Consider the following 23,133-nt stretch of genomic DNA (forward strand, 5'->3'; position numbering starts at 1 on the left):
GACGTGGTGGCGGCCGCCCTGGGCGGCGAGATCGTCACCACCATCCTTCAGGGCCGCGAGCGATTCAGCGCGATCGTGCGCTATCCGCGCGAGCTGCGAGACGACCCGCACCGTATCGGCAGCCAGGTTTTGGTGCCCGTGCCCGGCGGCGCCCAGGTGCCCTTGGGCGAGCTCGCACGCATCGAAGTCACGATGGGTGCGCCCAGCATCCGCACCGAGAACGCGATGCTGGCGGCCTACATCTACGTCGACACGCGCGAAAGCGACCTGGGCCGCTACGTGCAGGCAGCGCAGGACGCGGTCGCCGAGCAGGTGCAGTTCCCACCCGGCTACTACGTGACCTGGAGCGGGCAGTACGAGTACATGCAGCGCGCTGCGGAGAAGATGCGCGTCGTCGTCCCGGTGACGCTGGCGCTGATCTTCCTGCTGCTGTACCTCAACTTCCGCCGCGTCACCGAGTCGCTGATCGTGATGCTGTCGGTGCCGTTCGCGCTGGTCGGCGGCGTCTGGCTGATGTGGATGCTCGACTACAACGTCAGCGTCGCCGTGATCGTCGGCTTCATCGCACTGGCCGGCGTCGCCGCGGAAACCGGCGTGGTGATGCTGATCTATCTCGACCACGCGCTGGAAGCTCGCGCCGCGCAGCGCCAGGCCGAAGGCCGCTCGCTGGATGCCGGCGATCTGCGCGACGCGATCATCGAAGGCGCGGTCGACCGCGTGCGCCCGAAGATGATGACCGTGGTCGCGATCATGGCCGGCCTGCTGCCGATCATGTGGAGCAGCGGCACAGGCTCGGAAGTCATGCGCCGCATCGCCGCGCCGATGGTGGGCGGCATGGTGTCGTCGACGGTGCTGACGCTGGTGGTGATCCCGGCACTGTACTCGTTGATCAAGCAGCGGCAGCTGGCCAGGAAGCGGCCAATGGCTGCTGCGCTGCCGGCGGACGTGTCGTGATGTGGCCGACCTTCAACGCGCCAGGGCAAAGGCGGTCCGCGTGTGCGTTGACCCAAGATTATCGCTGCGGGAGCACTCGATGCCTTGGTGTGGATGGAGGCGTGTCAGCCGAGCTTGACCTGTGTGCGGGACACAGGTCTAGCGTGATCACCATCTTTCCTGGAGCGCGCCAATAATGGGCAAAGACGAAGCAGCGCCGCCGCTGATGACGGTACGCCAGCTGGCACAGCAGGGCGACGTCACGGTGCATGTGGTGCGCAACTATCTGCGGCGCGGCCTCCTACAGGCGGCCACGCACACCGAGGGCGGGTATCAGCTCTTCTCGGCTTCGGAGCTCCAGCGCCTGCACTTCATTCGCACGGCACAGCAGCTTGGTTTCACGCTGGCCGAAATCGAGGAAATCATCCGCCACAGCCTGCAGCGGCATAGTCCCTGCCCGCTTGTGCGGGACATCATCCGGCGCAGGCTTGACGACACCCGCCAACAACTGGACAGGCTGCTCGCCATGCACGAGCGGATGGAGCGTGCCATCCACGCCTGGGCGAAGCTTCCGGACTCCATTCCGACTGGCAATGACGTCTGCGCATTGATCGAAGCCGTTGCCGCGACAGAAGGCGGCAAGTTCGTCAGGTCCACCCCGCGACGCCTTCTCGGACGCCTCACTCAGGATTTGCCATGACTGCCCCCCGCTCTCCAACCACGTCGGGGTCCGGACGTTGGGTCTTCTGGATTTTCCTTGCGCTGGCCGTCTTCTATCTTGGCGTCGAGCATCGCGCCCACCTTGCTGGAGCACTCCGCTGGTTGCCATTGGCCATCCTGCTGCTGTGCCCCCTCATGCATGTGTTCATGCACAAAGGACATGGCGGACATGGAGGACATGGACAAGGCGGCAATGCCGACGACTCATCCAATGGGGGCCATGGCGGCAGCAAGCGGGCGCTGACCGACGAAACGTCCGACACCTCGAACGGAGGGCAATGACATGCACGCATCTGACGCTGGCTACGGTCTTTGGCTCCTCGCCGCCATCAACGCCGCCTTCTTCATCTTCTTCGCCTGGAGCTTCTACAAGCCGTTGACGCGGTGGGACTGGCGGGGGTTCGGGATGTTCTCCGCCTTCGTCGTGGCGCTGTTCGCGGAAATGTATGGCTTCCCGCTGACACTGTACGTCCTGGGCGGCTGGCTCAGCGCCAACTATCCGCAGGTGAACTGGCTCAGCCATGACGCGGGCCATTTGCTGGAGATGTGGTTCGGCTGGCGCGCCAATCCGCATTTCGGTCCATTCCACATCGCGAGTTTCGTGTTTATCGGCGGAGGGTTCTGGTTGTTGTCGACCGCCTGGCCCGTGCTGTATCGGGCACAGCGAGAGGGTCGGCTTGCCCGTGAGGGCGTGTATGCGCGCATGCGCCACCCGCAGTACGTTGCCTTCGTGCTGGTGCTGACCGGCTTCCTGCTGCAGTGGCCGACGCTGCTCACACTCATCAGCTTTCCGGTGCTCGTGTGGGCCTATGCCCGCCTCGCTCGCCGTGAGGAGAAAGATTGCCTGAGCCGCTTTGGCGACGACTACGCCCGCTACATGCAGGAGGTCCCGGCCTTCCTCCCGCGACGCCGGCGCGGCCCCGCGCCATCGCCGGGAGAAGCATGATGACGCAGGTTGAGGAGCTGCCTGGGCAACGCTCCGCCGTTCAAGTTGCCCACCTGCATGGTCTCTCCGTTCGTGTTGTCGCCGCAGATCTCCGTCTCCGTTCAGGCCCATCCAAGGAGTCCACTCAATGAATACGGTCACACCCGTTGCCTGTTCCGCAGCCCCACGTACCAATTCCTACCGCTGGTTCGCCGCACTGGCGCTGGTGGGCGCACTCGCATTCTCCTTCGCACTGCCGGGCGTCGCATCCGCGAGCGAGGGCGGGTTCCGCCACAACGTCTTGATGCGCGGCCAGGTGTTGGAGAAGGGGGACGAGACGCTCGTGGTCTGCGTCGGGCAGGCCGACGGTGCCCAGGTCGGGCAGGTGCTGGACGTGATCCGGCACAAGCGCCGTATCCGGTATTCGCGGGCCGGCGGTCCACGCTACCGCCGCGAGAACGTTGGCCAAGTGCGCATCGTCGAACTGTTCGACAGCCACTACGCGGAGGCTGAAGTGATCTCCGGGAGCCCCAAGGTCAACGACACAGTGGAGCTGATCCGCCCCTGACAGGCGCGCGGGCGATGCAGATGCGCCTCGGCCCTCGCCATGCCCTCCGCAATCACTTCCCTTCCAGGACAGGAGCCACACCATGACAGCGTCTTCCAACCCCACCCTGCAATTCCTCGGTGCCGCGGGCACGGTGACCGGCTCGCGCTACCTGGTCGAGGCCAACGGTCAGCGCGTGCTCGTGGACTGCGGCCTGTTCCAGGGCTACAAGCAATTGCGCGAGCGCAACTGGGCTCCGTTTCCCGTCGAGGCGTCATCAATCGACGCGGTGGTCCTGACCCACGCCCACCTGGACCATTCGGGCTACTTGCCCGCACTGGTCAAACAAGGGTTCCGCGGCCGGATCCACTGCACCCATGGCAGCGTGGCCCTGTGCGGCCTGCTGCTTCCCGACAGCGGACACCTGCTCGAAGAGGAGGCCAAGTACGCGGCCCGCAAGGGGTACTCCAAGCACAAGGAACCACGGCCGCTTTATACCGAGGATGACGCCCGCCGCAGCCTGAAGCAGCTCAAGGGGCATGACTATGGTCGCGACATCGAGGTCGCATCAGGCGTCACGATCCGCTTCCATCCTGCCGGCCACATCCTGGGCGCTGCCCATGTCAGCCTTGACGTCCAGGGCCAGCGCCTGCACTTCAGTGGCGACCTGGGACGGCAGCAGGAGTCGCTGATGAATCCGCCGACGCCCCTGCCCGCCTGTGACGTCCTGGTCTGCGAATCCACATATGGCAATCGGGAACACATTCCGATCGACCAAGAAGCCGAGCTGGCACCGATCATCCGCCGCGTTGCCGCCCGCGGGGGCGTGATCGTCATTCCCGCCTTTGCCATCGGCCGCGCCCAGGCACTCATGCTTCATATCGCCCGGCTGCGTGAGCGCAATGAGATCCCACGTGTACCGGTCTTTCTCAACAGTCCGATGGCGGTCAACGCCACCGGGCACTACCACGCCCATCACGACGAGCACCATGTCTCGGACGAAGACTGCCAACGGATGTTCGATGTGGCCACTTTCGTCAACACCGTGGAGGAGTCAAAGGCGCTCAACCGCCAGCGCGGGCCGATGATCATCATCTCGGCCAGCGGCATGATCACCGGCGGGCGCGTGTTGCACCACATCGAGGCGTTCGGCCCCGATGACCGCAACGCGATCCTGCTCGCGGGCTACCAGGCCGGAGGAACACGCGGTGCCGCGCTGGCGGCAGGCAAGCGCACGTTGCGCATGTTCGGCCGCGAGGTCCCCATCCGCGCCGAGGTGGTGCAGCTGGAAGGCTTCTCCGGCCACGCCGACGCCGGGGAGTTGCTGGACTGGATGCGCACCGCGCCGTCCGCGCCGCGCGTGGTGTACCTCACCCATGGCGAGCCCGATGCAGCCGACACACTGCGCGCGCGCGTGCAGCGTGAACTGGGCTGGCGTGCGCGCGTGCCGGAGCACTTGGAGCAAGTCGGATTGGAGGATGCGAGATGACCACGCAGGCCCCGGGCCACACCCGCCTGCGCGTCACCCGTGCCGGCATCGACACCTACCAGCAGCCGGTGGTCTATATGCACCGTGACTGCGAAGTCTGCCGCTCGGAAGGCTTTGCCGCGATGACGCGCGTGAGGCTGGACGTCGGCGCGCGCACGCTGGTGGCGACGCTGAACGTGGTCGTCGACGATCGGCTCGGCCTCGACGAGGTGGCGCTGTCGGAGGCCGCGTGGACGCTCCTCGATCCCATGCCCGATGCCCTCGCCCGGGTGCGGCATGCGGAACCCGCGTCGTCGGCAGGCGCGCTCCGCGCCAAGGTGTTCGGGGCACGGCTGGACGACGCGCAGTACCTCGCCCTGGTGCAGGACGTGATGGAAAGCAGGCTGTCGGACCTGGAGCTTGCGGCTTTCGTCACGGCCAGCGCGGGCGACCGCCTCGACAACGCCGAGACGACCTCGCTGACACGGGCCATGATCGCCGTTGGCCAGCGCCTGGATTGGGGCGATGGGCCGGTGCTGGACAAGCATTGCGTCGGCGGCCTGCCCGGCAATCGCACCACGCCGATCGTGGTGGCCATCGTGGCTGCGCTGGGCTACCGCATCCCGAAGACGTCCTCGCGCGCGATCACGTCGCCCGCGGGCACCGCCGACACCATGGAGGTCATGGCGCCCGTGGCGCTCGATCTGGCGGCGATGCGCCGGGTGGTGGAGCGCGAGGGCGGCTGCATCGTCTGGGGTGGCAACGTGCGCCTGAGTCCGGCCGACGACATCCTGATCCGGGTGCAGCGCCCGCTGGATTTCGACAGCGACGGTCAACTGGTGGCCAGCGTGCTGTCGAAGAAGATAGCCGCGGGCTCCACCCACGTCCTGATCGACATGCCGGTGGGTCCGACCGCCAAGGTGCGTGGTGAGGCCGCGGCCCACAGCCTCGGCACGCGGCTTGCCCACACCGCGGGCGCGCTTGGATTGCAGTTGGGCATCCATCGCTCCGACGGCAGCCAGCCGGTGGGGCGGGGAATCGGTCCGGCGCTCGAGGCGCACGATGTGCTCAAGGTGCTGCGCAACGCAGCCGATGCACCCGCCGACCTTCGCGAACGCGCACTTGCGCTGTCCGCGGCGCTGCTGGACATGGCACCGGGCAGCAACGCCGGCACCGGACTGGAGCGCGCGCGCGGCGTGCTGGATTCCGGGGCGGCGCTGGCCAAGTTCCTGGCGATCTGCGAGGCCCAGGGAGGCTTCCGCGAACCGCCACGGGCGGCGTTCACCGCCGACGTCCCGGCGCCTGCATCGGGCCGCATCGCGGCGATCGACAACCGCAGGCTGGCCAAACTGGCCAAGCTGGCCGGCGCCCCGACATCCCCCACCGCCGGCCTCGAGACCGGTCTGCGGATCGGCGATACGGTCGAGCGGGGACAGCCCATGATGACCCTGCATGCGGAGTCGCCGGGAGAACTGGCCTACGCCCTGGAGCACGCCGCGACGCTGCAACCCTTTGTGCTTGGAGAGGTTCCATGACCCGTGTGCTGATGCCCTTCCCGGCCGATGCAGTGTTGGCCGGCAACATCAACCAGCCCCTGCAGGCGCGCATTGCACCCGTGGCTTGGCGGCACTTCCCAGATGGCGAGTCGCTGGTCACCCTGGACGACGCACTGGCCGGAGCCGATGTGGCGCTCCTGGCCAGCCTGCGCAACGCCGATGCCACGGCCCTCCCGTTGCGCTTCGCCGCCCGGACCGCGCGCGAGTTCGGGGCTCGTTCGGTCGGCCTCATCGCACCCTACCTGGGGTATATGCGCCAGGACACCCGCTTCCATCGCGGCGAGGCGGTCAGTGCACCGCTGTTTGCGCAATTCCTCGAAGAGGCTTTCGACTGGCTGGTGACCGTGGACCCGCACCTGCACCGCGTCGAGCGCCTGCAGTCGCTCTACCGCATTCCGACGGTCCACGTATCGGCGACGCCGGCCGTGGCCCGCTGGATCGCTGAGACCGTCCCCGACGCTGTGCTGATCGGCCCTGACAGCGAGAGCGAGCAGTGGGTAGCGGACATCGCCGCCCTGTCCGGCATGCCCTATCAGGTGCTGGCCAAGGAGCGGCACGGCGACTACGACGTGCGCGTCAGCCTGCCCGACCCGGCAGCCGTGGCTGGTCGGACTCCGGTGCTGATCGACGACATCGTGTCGTCCGGCCACACGATCCTGGAGACCCTCGCACACCTGCGCCGGTTGTCGTTGCCGTCGCCGTTGCTGGTCGCCATCCATCCGGTGTTCGCAGGCGACGCCTATGCCCGCCTGCAGGAGGCGGGCCTGGCCCGCATCGTCAGCACTGACACCATTTCCCACCCCTCCAACGCCATCGCGCTGGGTGCGGACCTCGCCGCCGCGGCATCGACCCTGATGACCGCTTCGACCGATTCCCCGGAGGACCCATGAACCTGCATCTCAACTGCTGCACCGCCGACCAGCTGTCGGCCGCCGAGCGCCAGCGGATCCTTGAACTCGCCGACGCCCACCGGCAGGCCGATCCCGCGTTCGCCCACTGGGCGGCCGGCTACGGGGTGATCCGACATGACCCGCTTACCCAGCTCCGGGTCCGCCAGATGGTGCACGAGCTGGTCGCCCTGGGCCGCACGCCCGATGCCGGCACCGCCTGGCAGCGGCTCGCCGCGGCCGATCGCGTCACCAGCGCCGGCATGTGGCTGGTGGCCCACATGACCTACAGCCAGCGGGTCCGCACCGACGGCGCGGCCCTCGAGGCCGATGACTTCAAGGCCACGCCCGAAGGCCACACTGGCGGGTCCCTCAACATGGTGCCGGCCTACGCCGGCTACCTGCTGATGGACGCCCTGGATGGCGTCACCCGCGCATGGATGATGGGCCAGGGACACTGCGTGGCTGCGATCGACGCGCTGAACGTGCTGGTTGGCAACATGACCGACCGGCACGCCGAACGTTACGACCGCACCGGCGAAGGGCTGAGCCGGTTCGTAAGCGACTTCTATGCCTACACCCTCAATCCGGACGGAACGCCGGCGTCGCCCCTCGGCTCCCACGTCAATGCGCACACCGCCGGGGGCGTGATGGAAGGCGGCTATCTCGGCTTTGCCGAGCTGCAGTACGTGCATGCGCCGCTCAAGGATGAACGCCTGGTCGCCTTCCTCAGCGACGGTGCGTTCGAGGAACAGCGTGGCAGCGACTGGGCGCCACGCTGGTGGCGCGCCGAGGACAGCGGACTGGTCAGCCCGATCATCATCCTCAACGGGCGCCGCATCGAACAGCGCAGCCAGATCACCCAGCAGGGCGGCGAGCGGTGGCTGGACCGGCACCTGCGATTGAACGGCTTTGATCCGATCGCGCTGGACGGGCGCGATCCGGCCAGCATCGCGTGGGGCATCCACGTGATGGAGTCGCGCCTGCAAGCGGGCGCCGCTGTTCCCGCCGACGTGCGGCTGCCCTATGGCATCGCCGAAACCGTCAAGGGCTTCGGCTTCCCCGGCGCCGGGACCAACGCCTCGCACAACTTGCCGCTGCCGGGGAATCCGGCGAAGGATGCCGCGGCGCGCACGCTCTTCAATGAAGGCGCAGCGGCGCTGTTCGTGGCCGCGTCGGAGCTCGAGCAGGCCGTTGCCGCACTCAACAGCCACGATCTCCAGCAGCGGGTGCGCGAGCGCGACCATGCGCTGGCCGATCGCCAGGTGGAACCGCCCCGCGTCCCGGCGATCGCCGACCGCGGCGCCGGCGGTGAGAGCTCGCCAATGACCGCACTCGACGAGCAGTTCGTCGCCATCGCCGAGGCGAATCCGGGACTGCGGGTGCGCGTGGGCAATCCCGATGAGCTGCGCAGCAACAAGCTCGACCGGACCCTGGACGCGATGAAGCACCGGGTGCACGAGCCCGAGCCCGGCGTCGCCGAATCGCCAACCGGCGCGGTCATCACTGCGCTCAACGAAGAAGCCGTGGTCTGCGCGGCGCTCGGCAACAAGGGCGGGCTAAACCTGGTGGTCACCTACGAGGCGTTTGCACCGAAGATGCTCGGCGCCGTACGTCAGGAACTGATCTTCGCCCGCCACCAGGCCCAGGCCGGGCGCCCACCCGGCTGGCTGGGCGTGCCCCTGGTGCTGACCTCGCACACGTGGGAGAACGCGAAGAACGAACAGTCCCACCAGGATCCGACCATGGCCGAGGCACTCATGGGCGAAATGGCCGACATTTCGCGCGTGGTGTTCCCGCCGGACGCCAATGGCGCTGCCGCCGCCCTCGCCCGCGCCTACGCGCAACGGGGCACGGTCACCACACTGGTCGTTCCCAAGCGTCCGGTGCCTCATGAGCTGACCCCGCAGCAGGCCCAGGCACTGGCCGAGACCGGCGCAACATGCCTCGCCGGCGATCCGGAGACGGCGGCGATCCTGCTGGTGGCCACCGGTGCGTACCAGCTGCAGGAAGTGCGCCGCGCACAGGCGCGTCTGGCCGCACGCGGAATGTCGGCCGCGATCGTCTATCTCGCCGAACCCGGCCGATTTCGCGCCCCGCGCGATCCGGAGGAGGCAAGGTACGTGCACTCCGACAGTGCGGTCCAAGCGCTGTTTCCGGTGGGCCGGCCGCGTGTATTCGTTACCCACACCCGTCCGGAGCCCTTCCTCGGTGCGCTGCGCCGACTCGACACCGGCCCCACCACCACCGCGGCGCTGGGCTTCGTCAACCGGGGCGGCACACTGGACGTGCCGGGCCTGCTGTTCGCCAACCGCAGCACCTGGGCGCACGTGGTTGACGCGGCTGCGGGCGTCCTCGGCGAGTCCCGCGACAACCTGCTGTCCGAAGCGGAGCTGGCGGCCGTGGATGGTCGCGGCGATCCGACCGCCATCCTGCGCGCGGAAGCGGGGCCGGCATCGTGAGCCGGCCGGCCAGGACCTCGCGCTGATGGCGGGCACGGTGCGCCGCGGAGGCCAGATCGCCTGGGCCGGACTGACTCTCGGGGTCGCGGTGTTGCGCCTGCGCCGACGCAGACCCGAACGGCTTCCCGCGTACGTCAGCGCCACCCTGGTGGGGCTGGGTACCACCTTCGTCAAGCTGGGCCAGGGTTTGAGCCTGCGCTGGGACCTGCTGCCGGCGCCCTATCGCGAGGCATTGTCGCGGTTGCACAGCGACGTGCCGGCATTTCCTGCGGACCAGGCCAGACACATGGTCGAGCAGGCGTTCGGCGCCTCCGTCGAAGAGCTTTTCGCCAGCTTCGATGACCATCCGCTGGCCGCCGCGTCGGTGGCTCAGATCCATCCGGCACGCATGCATGACGGTCGCGACGTGGTCGTCAAGGTCACCCGGCCCGGCATCCACGCTCAAGTGCAGGCTGACCTGCGGCTGCTTCGACGCACGCTGCGCGTAGCCCAGTGGATCTGGCCGCCTCTGAAGCGACACCGCCCCCTCGAACTGGTGGACGAGCTGGGCGCATTCCTGCGCGATGAAATCGACATGCGTCACGAGGCGCAGAACATGCGCCGCATGGCGAAGGTGCTCGATGCCCTGCCCGGCATCACACAGCCACATGTCGTTGAGCCCTACGCCACCCGCGACGTGCTGGTCCAGGATCGTAGCCACGGCACCCGCCTGGAAGCCGCTTATGGAACGGCGGCGGCTCCCGCACTGGCAAGGGCGCTGCTCGGTGCCTACGTGCATCAGCTCTTCGGCGCCGGCGTCTTCCATGCCGACCCGCACCCGGGGAATCTGTTCTTCTTTGACGACGGTCGCCTGTGCCTGCATGACTTTGGCTCGATCGGCGTGCTCGACCCTGCATCCCGGCTCGCGCTCGGCGGCATGGTCGAGGCCATTGCGGCCGACGACGCCGAGGGCGTGCTGGATGCAGCGATCGCCATGGGCTTCTTCCCGCCGCAGGTCGACCGCCGCTCGCATGTGCGCGAGATCCACCTGATCCTGGCCGAGATGGCCAGCCGTCCGCTGGCGCAGTGGTCCATTGCCGAGGCAATCTGGCGCGTGGCACGCATTGGGCAGGGCGCTGGCTTCCGGCTTCCGGCCCACCTGCTGTCCCTGATCCGGACGCTGTTCCTGGTCGAGAACACGCTGCGGGCGCTGGATCCGGATCTGGACCTGCTGGGGACGCTGTCCGCGCAGGCGGCCGCGATCGCCGACATTGCCGAAGCCAGCCGCCCCAGCGGCAACAGGCCGCTTGCCATGCGGCTGGCCCGCACTGCGCGCCAACTGCCACAGATCGCCACCGACCTGTTGCGGCAGGCGCAACTGAGCGACGGACGACCCGCCTTCTCCGTACACCACCATGGCCTGAGTTCCACGCAGGAGGCAATCGCGCGCACGGGCAACCGGCTGGCGTTGGCCCTGGTCACCTTGGGCCTGTACGTAAGCGGTGCGCTGTTGAGCCTGCATTCCGACGGCCCGCAAGTGTTCGGTCACATGCCTTTCCTGGCTATGGTGGCTTTCGCTGCTGCGGGATTGCTCTCACTGCGGCTGGTGATGGCCATCGCCAGATCGGGACACTTGTAACAGAACACTGATCTATCTCCCCGCTGGTGCCCGGCGCATCAGTGCATCCAGGAAGGCAGACCCATGACGCAACACAATCATCATCATCAAGATCATCACGCGCACGGCGAGCAACCGCCGCATCCCCGCACGGGTGCTGAAGGTGACGTCCATGCCGGGCACGACAAGCACGCCGGCCACAGCGTGGCGAGCTTCCGCGACAAGTTCTGGCTCACGCTGCTGCTGACCATCCCCACTCTGATCTGGAGCGGGATGATCCAGCATTGGTTCGACTACACCGCACCACAGTTCCCGGGGTCGGCGTACATCCCGGCGGTGTTCGGCACGATCGTGTACTTCTACGGCGGCTCGCCGTTCGTCCGCGGCGGATACCACGAGCTGAGAAATCGCCTGCCGGGCATGATGACGCTGATCTCGCTTGCGATCACCGTCGCCTTCTTTTACAGCGCGTTGGTCACGCTCGGCGTTGTCGAGGGCTTGGACCTGTGGTGGGAGCTGGCGACGCTGGTGGCGATCATGTTGCTCGGCCACTGGATCGAGATGCGTTCGATCAACCAGGCACAGGGCGCTCTCAAGGAACTCGCGAAGCTGCTGCCTGATATGGCGGTGCGGTTGGATGAGGCCGGTACCGCGAAGGAAGTCCCTGTCGCGGAACTGAAGCGCGGCGACCTGCTGCTCATCAGGCCCGGCGCGAGCATTCCCGCCGACGGCGTCGTGAAGGAAGGGACCAGCGCCGTCAACGAAGCGATGATCACCGGCGAGTCCAAGCCGATGGACAAGTCGACGGGCGACCGGGTGATCGCCGGCACCGTCAACGGACAGGGCTCGCTGCGTGTCGAGGTGACGGGAACCGGCGACGAGACCGCGCTCGCGGGTATCATGCGGCTCGTCGAGCAGGCCCAGACGTCGCGCTCGCGCGCCCAGGCCCTGGCGGACCGGGCGGCGTTCTACCTCACGATCATCGCCATCGTCTCCGCCGCCCTCACCGCCATCGTCTGGCCACTCCTCGGTCGTCCGTGGAGCTTCACGATCGAGCGCGTAGTGACCGTGCTCGTGATCGCCTGTCCCCATGCGCTGGGCCTGGCCATTCCGCTGGTGACCGCCATCTCGACCACGATTGGCGCACGGAACGGCCTGCTCGTGCGCGATCGACGCGGCCTGGAAGAGGCCCGTTTGCTGAACACGGTCGTGTTCGACAAGACAGGCACGCTCACCCTCGGTTCGCACCGCGTCGTGAAGACCACTGCCGCCGATGGATTCACCGGCGACGAGGTGCTTCGCGTGGCCGCGTCGGTCCAGCGCGATGCAGAACATCCGATCGCGCAGGCGCTGATGACCAGCGCAAAGGAACATGGCATCGACGTTCCGATGTCGCAGGACTTCGAGTCCATGCCGGGACGCGGTGTGCGCGCAGTCGTCGAGGAGCGCTCGCTTCACGTTGGCGGGCCGGGTCTGTTGAGAATGCTCGCCGTCGAACCGCCGGAGACGCTTCGGCGGGCCGCCGAATCAGCGGCAGCCGATGGTCAGTCTGCAACCTACCTGGTGGAAGGCGACCGGGTGCTCGCCGTATTTGCGATCGCGGATGCCATCCGTCCCGAATCGTTCGACGCGGTCAAGCGGCTGCACGACGAAGGACTGGAGGTTGTCCTGCTGACTGGTGATTCCACGGCGGTCGCAAACGCGGTCGCGAAGGAACTCAACATCGACACCGTCTTCGCCGAGGTATTGCCCGAGGACAAGGTGGCAAAGATCGAGGAGCTGCAGGCCCAGGGCAAGCGCGTCGCGATGGTGGGTGACGGTGTCAATGACGCTCCGGCGCTGCTCACGTCCGACGTCGGCATCGCCATCGGCACAGGGACGGACGTCGCGGTCGAGGCCGGCGACGTCGTACTCGTGCGCAGCGACCCGCGCGACGTGCCAGCGATCATCGAATTGAGCAAGGCCACCTATCGCAAGATGATCCAGAACCTGTGGTGGGCCGCCGGCTACAACATCGTCGCCATCCCTCTCGCCGCTGGCGTTCTCGCCGCATGGGGGATCCTGCTGCAACCTGCGCTTGGGGCAGTGCTCATGTCGCTGAGCACCGTCGTTGTGGCAATCAATGCGCAGTTGTTGCGCCGGGCGGTGCGGTCCCCATGAACATGATTCGGGGACACCTGTGACCACGCGCCGGCTTCTTGCACTCAACGTTGGCTCGTCCACCCTCAAGGGCGCGTCCTATCTGTTCAACACTGAGGGACACGGCGCGCAGCCTCGTCTGCTCGAGCGCTCCCGGGCCGAGATTCCAGTCGGCGTGGATGCGCAGGAGCGCCTTGCCACCCTGCTCGAGGCATTGTCGGAGCCGTGGCCCAGCCCCGACGTGGTGGTGCACCGAATCGTACATGGCGGTGACCTGCACGACGCCCGCGAGCTCGACGAAACCGTGCTCGCGAAATTGGATGAATTGGTGCCGTTTGCACCCTTGCACCAGCCGGTAGCCCTCGCGTTCGCGCGTGCCGCCCGCCTGCGTTGGCCGCACGCGCGTCAAGGCGTGGCCTTCGACACCAACTTCCACGCGTCGCTCGCGCCCTGGAGCCGCCGCTTGCCTGTCCCTGAAGCATGGGATGCGCTGGGCATCCGCCGCTACGGTTTCCATGGGCTCGCCTTTGCCTCCGCGCTCCGCATAGTGGCCAGCCACGACGCTGGAATCCTGAAGGGCCGCGCCGTCTTCGCGCATCTGGGGGGTGGCTGCAGCGTCTGCGCCGTCGAGGACGGCCGCAGCCGCGACACCACCATGGCGCTCACTCCGCTGGGTGGAATCCCGAGCCCTACCCGCTCCGGAGATCTCGATCCCGGCGCGTTGCTGTATCTGCTGAGGCATGAACGCCTGGATGCGCAGGCGCTTGAAGACGGCCTGTACCGCAGTGCAGGCCTTGCCGGAATCGCCGGCCATGGCGACATGCGCGTGTTGCTGACGGGTCCCGGCCCGCAGGCCCAGCTTGCCGTGGAGCTCTTTGCAGTCCGGATTGCGCAGTCCATCGCGGCCATGGCCACGGCAATTGGCGGTCTCGACCATGTCGTCTTTTCCGGCGGCATCGGCCATCGCGCGCCGGTTTTGCGGGCTCGCATCGTCGCGCGACTGGCCTGGCTCGGCCTGGCGCTGGCACCTGACGTCAACGATGCTGGAGCCACGCGGATCGACCGCGGGGGCGGGCCGAGCATATGGAACGTCGCGATCGATGAGGAGCGCGAACTGGCTGAATCGGCACTCGCCTGGCTGTAGCCACGACACGCCCCAAGGGTCGGCTCCGGCGGGGAATCACTCCTCGATCCGTGACGACGTGAGCACCGCTGCGAATCCACCACCGGGGGTGCGCATGTTCGTGGTCTGGCCCTGGTACAGCCTGGCCGCGAACAACAGGACACCCGCCTCGGACGCGAAGCAGCGCACATCCGCCTTGAGGGACTGGCCCCCATGCACGATCCGCATGCTCGGTGGCGCGAAGGCCTGTGCGATGTAGGTCGCCGACGCCATAGACTCCCAAGTCCGCCGGGTCAACTTGTCGCCCCGATAACTCCCACGGCTGCCGAACCCTGCTGCAGGCTTGAAGAAATAGCCGTTGCGCGCTGCCCACAACGCATCCCGGTTCGCGGGCACGAGTTCGACCGTGGGCGGGATCACCTGGCCCAGCAGTGCCGTCGAACCCGCATCGACCCCGAACCCGCCGAGCAGAGCCGGGTCCCCGAGCACCGCAAGGTTGCGCTTGTCGGCAAACAGCGCGTGTGCTCGGGGATGCGGCATCAGCGCGACGTCCCCTGCCAGGTAAGCCTCACGAATGTCTGCATGCGAGGCATCCTCGAGCGCGAAATCGGTCAACCGGTTGTAGACAGTGTCGATTCGACCGTGGGCATCCTCAAGCCCGTCCGAACCAAACGACAAATCCTCGGGAGCGCTGATCACGCAGTCCACGCCATGGTCCCGAAACGCGTTCGCGTACAGCTCAAACTCGGGGTAAAGGAACTGCGCTCGCGGAGTGCTGTCCACGATGGCCAGGCGCGACGGCGTGCGCCCGGATTGCTGCCGAGCATCCTCCATCCAGGCCGTGACGGCCGCATCACGCGCTTGGGCCGCGTTGGTCCAGGTGGCCCATGCTGGCGGCGCGCAAGACCGCACGGCATCGAGCAACAAGGCATTGAGGAGCAGACCGCCTGGATTGGTGTTGACCTCGATCAGCCGCGGCCCATCGACCGTCAGGTGAAAGTCCAAACCCAGGACGCCCCCCGCCGAACCCGGATCATGGGTTGCAATGTCAGGGGCCCATTGCAGGACCCGTTGGCTATATCCCGGGTTTCCTGCGACGTCGAAGACCGCCGCCGCGACTCGTCCCATGGCCTCCAACGCGGGCCGATCAACGAACAAGGCATAGGGTGAAAATAAGTGCGCGTGTACGGCGGGATCAGTCGTGAACTCCGGAAAGGCACCCCGGATCGACTCGTGCAGACGGAGGATGTCGACCACTTCGCATGCACACCGCTGGTTGAGCGGCGCGCTTTCCAAGGTGGCACAGTCGATCTCGCAGCCTGTCTGTCCAACTATTATCGGAGTCCGCGGTTCAACCACAACAGGGATTGTTCTGTTGGATCGGTGGACATGGCACTGTTCCGAACGAGCAGAACACACAGCAGTCGCCTTGATGCGGACGCAAAACCGCTCCACAGCCCGTGCACTCATAGAAGAATTGACACGCTATGACGGGCATTGTCTCGGTCGCCCGATGGCCGCACTCCGGGCAGGTCAAGATGCTTTCCAGCTTGACGTCACTCACCGCCAGTCCGCACCTTGGCCGGGAAGCCTGCTTCCGTGACTGCACGCGCGATTCCGGCTGCATCCGTCTGGCTCGATTCGAACGTCACCGTGACTGTTTCAGCCCGGGTGTCCACCTTCACATCGGCCACGCCCGGCACCTTCTCCAGCGCCTTCCTGATGGTGATGCCGCAGGCGGGACAGGTCATGTTCTCAGCATCGAGCATCACTACGGTTGCGGGCGTCGCAAGAGCGGCACCGACCGACAGAGCAGCCACCAGGGCCAGTATCCACTTGTGCATCGCGCCTCCTACAGAATCCAGACGATGTAATAGGGAAACAGCAGCAACAGGACGATGAGGGCTGTCGCCAACCAGAGCCAACGTCGCCTGCGTCGCAGAGCGTCCGGGGCGATGCAACTGCCATCCACACCGCACCGTGCCGCCGGTCGATACAGCATCCAAAACGCCACGGCCAAGGACAGTACGGCGGCGGCGCTGAACCAGGGCCTCAAGGGATCGAGAGCTGTCAGGGTGCCGATCCAGGCGCCACTGATGCCCAGCAGGACCAGCACCAGCGGCACGACGCAGCAGACCGATGCGCCAATGGCGGCGATGCTCGCGCCAACGATGGCTGGAACAGACGATTTGGCCGGGGTTGTTTGCATCAGAGCATACTAGCTTCTGTACCTAGGTACGGAGTCAAGCCGTGCGTCCGAACACGTTTACGATCAGCCAGCTGGGCGGCGGCGGCCGACGTGCATGTCGAAACCGTGCGCTACTACCAGCGCCGTAGGCTGCTGCGTCAACCCGAGCGACCGATAGGAGGCGTGCGTCGTTACGACGAAAACGATGTCAATCGGCTTCAGTTCATCCGTCGCGCTCAGATGATGCAGGTACCAACAAGATTGATCACTGAGAACAGCGCGAGGTGATCGCTCAACCGACCTTGATGATCATCGCCAGCGAGCAAGCAGCCCGCAAGATCAGGACGCTGCTGGAACATCTTCCAGAACTCCCGACTCTCTGGCCACTCGACGGGCTTCATCGGCACCCTTCCGCTCGCTGTAGCGATCGACCAAGTAATCACTCCGCCCGCGCACCAGGAGCGTGAACTTGACCAACTCCTCCATTACGTCCACCACCCGGTCGAAGAACGGCGAAGCGCGCATGCGCCCCGCGTCGTCAAATTCCTGCCACGCCTTCGCGACCGACGACTGGTTGGGAATCGTCACCATCCGCATCCACCGTCCCAGCACGCGCAGGGCGTTGACCACGTTGAACGACTGCGAGCCGCCGCACACCTGCATGACCGCCAGCGTTCGTCCCTGGGTGGGTCGCACGCTACCGTCCTCGAGCGGCAGCCAGTCAATCTGGTTCTTGAATACGCCGGTGATCGTGCCGTGGCGCTCGGGCGACACCCAGACCTGGCCTTCCGACCACTGCGACCATTCGCGCAGCTGCTGCACTTTCGGGTGATCGCTGCCGACGCTGTCCAGCATGGGCAGGCCATGCGGATCGAACACCCGGGTTTCGGCGCCGAGGTGTCGCAGGATGCGCTCGGCTTCCAGTGCCAGCTTGCGGCTGTAGGACTGCGGTCGCAGGGAGCCGTACAAGAGAAGGATGCGTGGCGCTGGTGCCGTCGCGTCGACGCCGAGCGCGTCATGGCGAGGACCGGGAAGCAGGTCGGCGGCCAGATGAGGGAGGTCGAGGAGCACGGGTGATTGCAGTTCGTTATTCATTCGACTATTCTAGAATGATGGAAACGAATCAGGCAATCGCTGCGCTGACGGCGCTGGGCCACGCCACCCGGCTGGCGATCTTCCGGCTGCTGGTCGAGGCCGGCCCCAACGGCCGCATGGCCGGTGAAATTGCGGAAGCACTGGCCGTCCCTGGCGCAACCCTGTCATTCCACCTGAAGGAGCTCGTCCATGCCGGTCTGATCGGCAGCGAGAGCCGGGGGCGCAACGTCTGCTATCGCGCCAACTTCGAAGCCATGAACGAACTGGTCGCCTACCTGACCCACAACTGCTGCGTGGGCTCCGCGGATGAGAGCTGCCCCCCTGGTGCCGGGGCCGCCTGCGCCTGTTGATCCTCTCCCACCTGTCACTCGAGGAACCGCCCCGATGAAGCGTCGCGTCCTTTTCCTGTGCACCGGCAATTCCGCGCGCAGCGTGCTGGCCGAGGCCACGCTCCGCGCCTGGGCCGGCCACCGCTTCGAAGTCTTCAGCGCCGGCAGCCAGCCGGCCGGCACGGTCAACCCCTGGGCGCTTGCCCAACTGGCGGCCGAAGGCATTGCCACGGCAGGCCTGCGTAGCAAGTCCTGGGACGAGTTCACGACGCCGGACGCGGTACCGATGGATCTGGTGGTGACCGTCTGCGATTCGGCCGCGGCCGAAACCTGCCCCGTCGTGCTCGGGGACTTTCTTCGCGTGCACTGGGGGCTCCCGGACCCGGCAACCGTTGAAGGCGATGACGAGGACAAGCGGAAGGCATTCCGCCAGGCCCACCGCATCGTCAAGGCGCGACTGCAGGCTCTGCTGGCGCTGCCGACCGAGGTCTGGGATGACCGTGAAGCGTTGAAGGCGGCCCTCGACCGCATCGGCTTCGTACAACCTGAAGACGAGGCGGTCGCCCATGGCTGAGGCAGCGCCCCGCATGGGGCTGTTCGAACGCTACCTGACCCTGTGGGTCGCGCTGTGCATCGTGGTCGGCACCAGCCTGGGACATTTCTTGCCAAATGCTTTCGCAGCCCTCGGCGGCATGGAAGTCGCGAAGGTCAACCTGCCGGTGGCCGCACTGATCTGGCTGATGATCATCCCGATGCTGCTGAAGGTCGACTTCGGCGCCATGCGGGAAGTGGGCAGGCACTGGCGCGGCATCGGCGTCACCCTGTTCGTCAACTGGGCGGTCAAGCCGTTCTCGATGGCCCTGCTGGGCTGGTTCTTCCTGCGGCATGTCTTCGCCGACTGGCTCCCGGCGGACCAGATCGACTCCTACATGGCGGGGCTGATCCTGCTGGCCGCCGCACCCTGCACCGCCATGGTGTTCGTGTGGAGCAACCTGTGTCGCGGCGACGCGAACTTCACGCTCAGCCAGGTCGCGCTCAACGACGCCATCATGGTGGTGGCGTTCGCACCGCTGGTCGCCCTGCTGTTGGGACTGTCGTCGATCACCGTGCCCTGGGACACGCTGGCGCTGTCGGTGGGCCTCTACATCCTGTTGCCGGTGGCGGTGGCTATCGTCTTGCGTCGCTGGCTGCTTGTACGCGGCGGCGAGGCCAGGCTGGAACGGGTGCTCGCTCGTTTGGGACCTGTCTCGCTGGTTGCACTGCTGGCGACGCTGGTGCTGCTGTTCGGCTTCCAGGGAAGGCAGATCGTCGAGCAGCCCCTGATCATCGCGATCCTGGCGGTGCCGATCCTGATCCAGGTCTACTTCAACTCCGGGCTAGCCTACCTGCTCAACCGCAGGCTGGGTGTCGCCCATTGCGTGGCCGGACCGTCGGCGCTGATCGGGGCCAGCAATTTCTTCGAGCTGGCGGTCGCTACGGCGGTGGCCCTGTTTGGCGTGCACTCCGGCGCGGCGCTGGCTACCGTGGTCGGCGTGCTGATCGAGGTCCCCGTGATGCTATCAGTGGTCAGGATCGTCAACGGCACACGCCCGTGGTACGAGCGGCAGGTCAAAGCGTCGTAGAGCATGGACTGGACTCCCGTGTCGTTGACCTGATCACGATCAATTGGTTTGAGAGTTCAGAACCCATCGGTTTCGTGATGCCGACCTCTCGGCGCCATCAGAGTACTTCATCATCAGGCCGACCGGTCTCTCTCCGGTGCCATTCGAGGGTCGACGCTTGCACACCACCACCCCGCCGCAGATAACCCGACATATTCGCCAGCTGGTCCAGAGAGTGGTTCCTGGCGGCGTGGCGACCTACATGGTTGTCGAGCCCGAACCTGATGCGCTTGAAAAAGAGTGCTTCCCTAACGTCGAGGCGAAGATCGCGCGGGACGGCGGACGCATGCTCTGCGGTTGGCAGCTATGGGAATGGCCGCATGTGATGGTCGAAGCGGAGTTTCACGCGATCTGGCTGTCCCCTGACGGCCAGATGGTCGATGTCACGCCCAAGCTCCACCATGAAACCAAGGTCCTCTTCGTGTCTGACCCGCGACGCCGCTACACCGGCGCGACGGTCGACAACGTGCGCCTGCCGGTTCGCGATGACCAGTTGATCCGGCACTTCATCGGGGTGTCCGAAGCGATCACGCACGTGCTGAGTCGGGGCGTACCGACGGCCGACGGCCATGTCAGTGTCCCGGAGAACGAGATCGAACCGCTGCAGCAGGCGCACCAGTTCCTGGACACGCACTGTCGTCGGGGCTGCGCGATCACCAGCCGTGCCAGTGCGGCAGCGGAAACAAGTACAAGCGGTGCCATGGCCGACAACTGGAACGCGCCTTTTCCCTGTAGCCCTCTCGACGCATTCAGCGGTATTGTATAACCCCATCATCCGCAGGTACCCTGCGCGGCCATGACCCGCCTGCATCCCCGCTTCTTGTTGCCGCTCCTGCGCGTCGTCGTGCTGGGTGTGCTTGCGTTGGGGTTGGCGTTCCAACCGGTGATGACAGCCGCTGGCGAAATGCATGAGCTCGCGGACGATCCGTCGGGCGCGCACAGCCACGGCCCGCATGCCAACGATCCGGGCGCGGAGTTCGCCGCGGCGGACGCGCACGATCAAGACGGATCGGAGACGTTGCACCTGTTACTGGATTTCGCCCATTGCTGTGGTTCAGCCGCGGCCGTGTTGCCGGTCCTGGATTCATTTTCTACTCGACCGGTCGCCGGTCGAATGGGGGTCGAAAAAGCATCGCCCCCGGCCGCCTTGCGTCTGCCGAGCCCATTCAAGCCTCCGATCTTCGGATGACCGCGCCGTCGGCCTGATGCCGACTCCCGTCAATTCGATTCATCGGAGCAACCCCCATGCGTTTGCGATCAGCGGCCCTGGCCGCGTTCGTCGCCGTGTGTGCCGTGGCATTCCCCACGCACGCCGCCGACCCCCTCACCCTGGACGACGCTTTCCTTCGCGTTGCCGACGCCCATCCCGATCTACGCTTGTTTGGTGCCCGCCATGAGGCCCTGAAAGCCGAACTGGATCGCTCCTCGTTGCGCCCGGCGCTGGTCGCTGGAGCCGAGGTCGAGAACGTGCTCGGTACCGGCCCGGCCAGCGGCCTGGATGGCGCCGAGATCACGCTGAGCCTCGCCTCCGTGCTGGAGCGCGGCGGCAAGCTCGATGCCCGCCGCACGCTCGCGCAAAGCCGGATCGACGCGCTGGCCATCGAGCGCGAGGCGCAGCGGTTGGATCTCCTGGCCGAAGTGGCCCGCCGCTACCTGGCGGTCGTCGGTGCGCAACGCGAAGGCGAGCTTGCGCAGTTGGACGTCGACCAGCGCGAACGCACCGTTGCTGCGGCGCGCCGGCGTCACGAGGCCGGCGCTTCGCCGGAATCGGTCGTACTCACCGCCCAGGCCGCCCTCGCGCGGTCGGAACTGGATCGCGCTCGCGCCCGGCAACGTCAGGCGGCCGCCCGCCAGCATCTCGCGGCCCTGTGGGGCGAGCGAAATCCCGCATTCGAGATCCTCGGGGGCGATCTGCTCGCCGTGCCCCAGATCGCGGACTTCGCGGTACTCGCCGACTGGTTGCAACGCACTCCCGAGCTCGCGCAGTTCGTCGATCAGCAGCGCATTGGCGAGGCACGCCTGCAGCTGGCACGCAGCGAAGCGACCCCGGACTTCGACTGGCAGGTGGGCGTGCGACGGATGGCGGACGGCGATGACTTCGGCTTGGTCGGCAGTGTCTCGATCCCGCTGGGCACCACCCGCCGGGCACAACCGGGCATCCGTGCCGCACGCGCCGAGTTGACAGCGCTGGAAATCGAACGGGAGGCCGTGGGGCTGTCGCTCTACTCCACCCTCGCTGAGGCGCATGGCCGCTTCGGGGTGGCCCGCCTGGAAGCACAGCGGCTGGGTGAGGACGTGCTTCCACGTCTGGCCAAGGCCGAAGCAGCGGCCGCCACCGCGTACCGCGCAGGCGCCGCCAGTTATCTGGAGTGGTCGAGCCTGCAGGCGGAGCGCGCCGCCGCACGGCAGCAACAGCTGGCAGCTGCGCTGGAAGCCCAGCGCGCCCTGATCGAGATCCAGCGGCTGACCGGCCAGGCATTCGTCGCCGGCCCGGGCCCGCAAGACAACCAAGGAGCAACCCCATGAAGCCTGTCCACCTGATCCCGGCATTGGCGCTGGCCTTGAGCCTGGCGGCTTGCAGTGGTGAGCCGGACCAGCCTAGCCAGCCGGCAAACGACGCCCATGCTGACGAGGCCGCCAACCACGGCACCGAGGCCGACGAACACGGTCATGAAGCGGGTGAAATCGCCAGCACGGTCATCCCTGCCGAAATTGCCGAAAAGTCCGGTATCCAGACGCGGCCCGTCGGCCCCGGCGTGATCGCCGACGAGCATGAGGTACAAGGCCTGCTGACCCCGGTAGAGGGCCGTGTTGCGCAGGTCACCGCCCGCTTCCCAGGCCCGATCCGCTCACTGCGCGCCAATGTCGGAGACCAGGTTCGCGCCGGCCAGACACTGGCGACGATCGAGAGCAACCTGAGCCTGAGCACCTACAGCGTCGCCGCGCCGATCTCCGGTGTCGTCGTCGACCGCAGTGCCTCGGTCGGCGGCCTGGCCGGTGAGGGCGCGCCGCTGTTCGAGATCGCCGATCTCTCGCAGCTCTGGGTCGACCTCCACATCTTTGGCGCCGACGCCCAGCACATCCAGCCGGGCGTGCCGGTGGCGGTCACCCGCATGAGCGATGGCGAGCTGGTCCACACCACGCTCGAACGTGTGCTCCCCGGCATGGCCACGGCCAGCCAGAGCACTGTCGCCCGCGCAACGATCGACAACGCCGACAACCAATGGCGGCCGGGTACGGCGGTCAAGGCGCGGATCACGGTCGCACAGGAACCGGTGGACCTGATGGTGCCGCTGACCGCGCTGCAGTCGATGGATGGCCAGGAGTCCGTGTTCGTACGTGAGGGCGAGACGTACCTGACCCGACACGTCGAACTCGGTGCCCGCGATGCCACGCAGGTGCAGATCCTCTCGGGCCTGAGTGAAGGCGAGGAGGTGGTCGTCGCGGAGAGCTACCTGATCAAGGCGGACATCGGCAAGGAAGGCGCGGCGCATGACCACTGA

25 protein-coding genes are annotated in these 23,133 nt (G+C 66.8%); 20 read left to right on the forward strand and 5 right to left on the reverse strand.

Features of this window, described 5'->3' with window-relative positions; genetic code table 11:
* From WDB66_RS14480 to WDB66_RS14535, 12 genes are all read left to right on the forward strand, one after another.
* A partial coding sequence (locus WDB66_RS14480; RefSeq protein ID WP_339399324.1) for an efflux RND transporter permease subunit occupies nt 1–954 on the forward strand: 954 nt, incomplete at its 5' end.
* Nucleotides 955–1,129: 175 nt separating this feature from the next.
* Entirely contained in the window at nt 1,130–1,633 is a 504-nt protein-coding gene (locus WDB66_RS14485) for a MerR family DNA-binding protein (RefSeq protein WP_339399325.1), read from the forward strand.
* The gene (locus WDB66_RS14490) at nt 1,630–1,935 is read left to right on the forward strand and encodes a DUF2933 domain-containing protein (protein WP_066922006.1); all 306 of its coding nucleotides are present in this window, start codon (nt 1,630–1,632) and stop codon (nt 1,933–1,935) included. Before WDB66_RS14485 ends, WDB66_RS14490 begins: the two co-directional genes overlap by 4 nt.
* 1 nt (nt 1,936) lies before the next feature.
* Nucleotides 1,937–2,599, forward strand: coding sequence for a methyltransferase family protein (locus tag WDB66_RS14495; protein WP_339399327.1), 663 nt, complete (start codon nt 1,937–1,939; stop codon nt 2,597–2,599).
* Nucleotides 2,600–2,726: 127 nt separating this feature from the next.
* Nucleotides 2,727–3,146, forward strand: a complete 420-nt coding sequence (locus tag WDB66_RS14500) for a hypothetical protein (protein ID WP_339399328.1) — start codon at nt 2,727–2,729, stop codon at nt 3,144–3,146.
* A gap of 82 nt (nt 3,147–3,228) precedes the next feature.
* A complete protein-coding gene (locus WDB66_RS14505) occupies nt 3,229–4,614 on the forward strand; it encodes an MBL fold metallo-hydrolase RNA specificity domain-containing protein (protein ID WP_339399329.1) in 1,386 nt (461 codons plus the stop codon).
* Nucleotides 4,611–6,128 (forward strand): thymidine phosphorylase family protein, encoded by a 1,518-nt coding sequence (locus tag WDB66_RS14510; protein ID WP_140908535.1) that lies wholly within the window; start codon nt 4,611–4,613, stop codon nt 6,126–6,128. Before WDB66_RS14505 ends, WDB66_RS14510 begins: the two co-directional genes overlap by 4 nt.
* Nucleotides 6,125–7,039 (forward strand): ribose-phosphate diphosphokinase, encoded by a 915-nt coding sequence (locus WDB66_RS14515; protein WP_339399330.1) that lies wholly within the window; start codon nt 6,125–6,127, stop codon nt 7,037–7,039. The genes WDB66_RS14510 and WDB66_RS14515 overlap by 4 nt, the downstream gene beginning before the upstream one ends.
* Nucleotides 7,036–9,498: a phosphoketolase family protein gene (locus WDB66_RS14520; RefSeq protein WP_339399331.1), complete on the forward strand. Its 2,463-nt coding sequence runs from the start codon at nt 7,036–7,038 to the stop codon at nt 9,496–9,498. The genes WDB66_RS14515 and WDB66_RS14520 overlap by 4 nt, the downstream gene beginning before the upstream one ends.
* On the forward strand, nt 9,443–11,116 hold the full coding sequence (locus tag WDB66_RS14525; RefSeq protein ID WP_339399332.1) for an ABC1 kinase family protein: 1,674 nt from the start codon (nt 9,443–9,445) through the stop codon (nt 11,114–11,116). The genes WDB66_RS14520 and WDB66_RS14525 overlap by 56 nt, the downstream gene beginning before the upstream one ends.
* 63 nt (nt 11,117–11,179) lie before the next feature.
* Nucleotides 11,180–13,255 (forward strand): heavy metal translocating P-type ATPase, encoded by a 2,076-nt coding sequence (locus WDB66_RS14530; protein WP_339399333.1) that lies wholly within the window; start codon nt 11,180–11,182, stop codon nt 13,253–13,255.
* A 19-nt stretch (nt 13,256–13,274) separates the two neighbouring features.
* Nucleotides 13,275–14,378 (forward strand): acetate kinase, encoded by a 1,104-nt coding sequence (locus WDB66_RS14535; protein ID WP_339399334.1) that lies wholly within the window; start codon nt 13,275–13,277, stop codon nt 14,376–14,378.
* 36 nt (nt 14,379–14,414) lie between these two features.
* On the opposite strand, the gene WDB66_RS14540 is transcribed toward WDB66_RS14535, so the two are convergent.
* From WDB66_RS14540 to WDB66_RS14555, 4 genes are all read right to left on the reverse strand, one after another.
* On the reverse strand, nt 14,415–15,614 hold the full coding sequence (locus tag WDB66_RS14540; RefSeq protein ID WP_339399335.1) for a hypothetical protein: 1,200 nt from the start codon (nt 15,612–15,614) through the stop codon (nt 14,415–14,417).
* Nucleotides 15,615–15,708: 94 nt separating this feature from the next.
* Nucleotides 15,709–15,984, reverse strand: a complete 276-nt coding sequence (locus WDB66_RS14545; protein ID WP_489670875.1) for a GDCCVxC domain-containing (seleno)protein — start codon at nt 15,982–15,984, stop codon at nt 15,709–15,711.
* On the reverse strand, nt 15,914–16,201 hold the full coding sequence (locus WDB66_RS14550) for a heavy-metal-associated domain-containing protein (RefSeq protein WP_017355169.1): 288 nt from the start codon (nt 16,199–16,201) through the stop codon (nt 15,914–15,916). The genes WDB66_RS14545 and WDB66_RS14550 overlap by 71 nt, the downstream gene beginning before the upstream one ends.
* Nucleotides 16,202–16,209: 8 nt before the next feature.
* Nucleotides 16,210–16,566, reverse strand: coding sequence for a mercuric transporter MerT family protein (locus WDB66_RS14555; RefSeq protein ID WP_017355168.1), 357 nt, complete (start codon nt 16,564–16,566; stop codon nt 16,210–16,212).
* A gap of 105 nt (nt 16,567–16,671) precedes the next feature.
* On the opposite strand from WDB66_RS14555, the gene WDB66_RS14560 reads away from it, so the two are divergent.
* Nucleotides 16,672–16,833 (forward strand): MerR family transcriptional regulator, encoded by a 162-nt coding sequence (locus WDB66_RS14560; protein ID WP_489670877.1) that lies wholly within the window; start codon nt 16,672–16,674, stop codon nt 16,831–16,833.
* 51 nt (nt 16,834–16,884) lie between these two features.
* Here WDB66_RS14560 and arsH read toward each other — a convergent pair whose 3' ends face one another.
* Entirely contained in the window at nt 16,885–17,640 is a 756-nt protein-coding gene (gene arsH, locus WDB66_RS14565; RefSeq protein ID WP_024889933.1) for an arsenical resistance protein ArsH, read from the reverse strand.
* A gap of 17 nt (nt 17,641–17,657) precedes the next feature.
* On the opposite strand from arsH, the gene WDB66_RS14570 reads away from it, so the two are divergent.
* The 7 genes from WDB66_RS14570 to WDB66_RS14600 all read left to right on the forward strand — a co-directional run bounded on the left by WDB66_RS14570 (nt 17,658) and on the right by WDB66_RS14600 (nt 23,133).
* Nucleotides 17,658–17,990, forward strand: a complete 333-nt coding sequence (locus WDB66_RS14570; RefSeq protein WP_024889932.1) for an ArsR/SmtB family transcription factor — start codon at nt 17,658–17,660, stop codon at nt 17,988–17,990.
* Between the two features lie 34 nt (nt 17,991–18,024).
* The gene (locus tag WDB66_RS14575; RefSeq protein ID WP_024889931.1) at nt 18,025–18,543 is read left to right on the forward strand and encodes an arsenate reductase ArsC; all 519 of its coding nucleotides are present in this window, start codon (nt 18,025–18,027) and stop codon (nt 18,541–18,543) included.
* Between the two features lie 13 nt (nt 18,544–18,556).
* Nucleotides 18,557–19,591 (forward strand): ACR3 family arsenite efflux transporter, encoded by a 1,035-nt coding sequence (arsB, locus tag WDB66_RS14580; protein WP_024889930.1) that lies wholly within the window; start codon nt 18,557–18,559, stop codon nt 19,589–19,591.
* A gap of 157 nt (nt 19,592–19,748) precedes the next feature.
* Nucleotides 19,749–20,396 (forward strand): zinc chelation protein SecC, encoded by a 648-nt coding sequence (locus WDB66_RS15245; RefSeq protein WP_489670876.1) that lies wholly within the window; start codon nt 19,749–19,751, stop codon nt 20,394–20,396.
* 30 nt (nt 20,397–20,426) lie between these two features.
* Nucleotides 20,427–20,819 carry a hypothetical protein gene (locus tag WDB66_RS14590; RefSeq protein WP_339399337.1) on the forward strand — a complete coding sequence of 131 codons (393 nt, stop codon included), beginning with the start codon at nt 20,427–20,429 and terminating at the stop codon, nt 20,817–20,819.
* 56 nt (nt 20,820–20,875) lie between these two features.
* Nucleotides 20,876–22,156 carry a TolC family protein gene (locus tag WDB66_RS14595; protein ID WP_095208874.1) on the forward strand — a complete coding sequence of 427 codons (1,281 nt, stop codon included), beginning with the start codon at nt 20,876–20,878 and terminating at the stop codon, nt 22,154–22,156.
* Nucleotides 22,153–23,133 carry an efflux RND transporter periplasmic adaptor subunit gene (locus tag WDB66_RS14600; RefSeq protein ID WP_339399338.1) on the forward strand — a complete coding sequence of 327 codons (981 nt, stop codon included), beginning with the start codon at nt 22,153–22,155 and terminating at the stop codon, nt 23,131–23,133. Before WDB66_RS14595 ends, WDB66_RS14600 begins: the two co-directional genes overlap by 4 nt.

Source organism: Denitratimonas organivorans, from assembly GCF_037478135.1.
Classification (GTDB): domain Bacteria; phylum Pseudomonadota; class Gammaproteobacteria; order Xanthomonadales; family Xanthomonadaceae; genus Denitratimonas.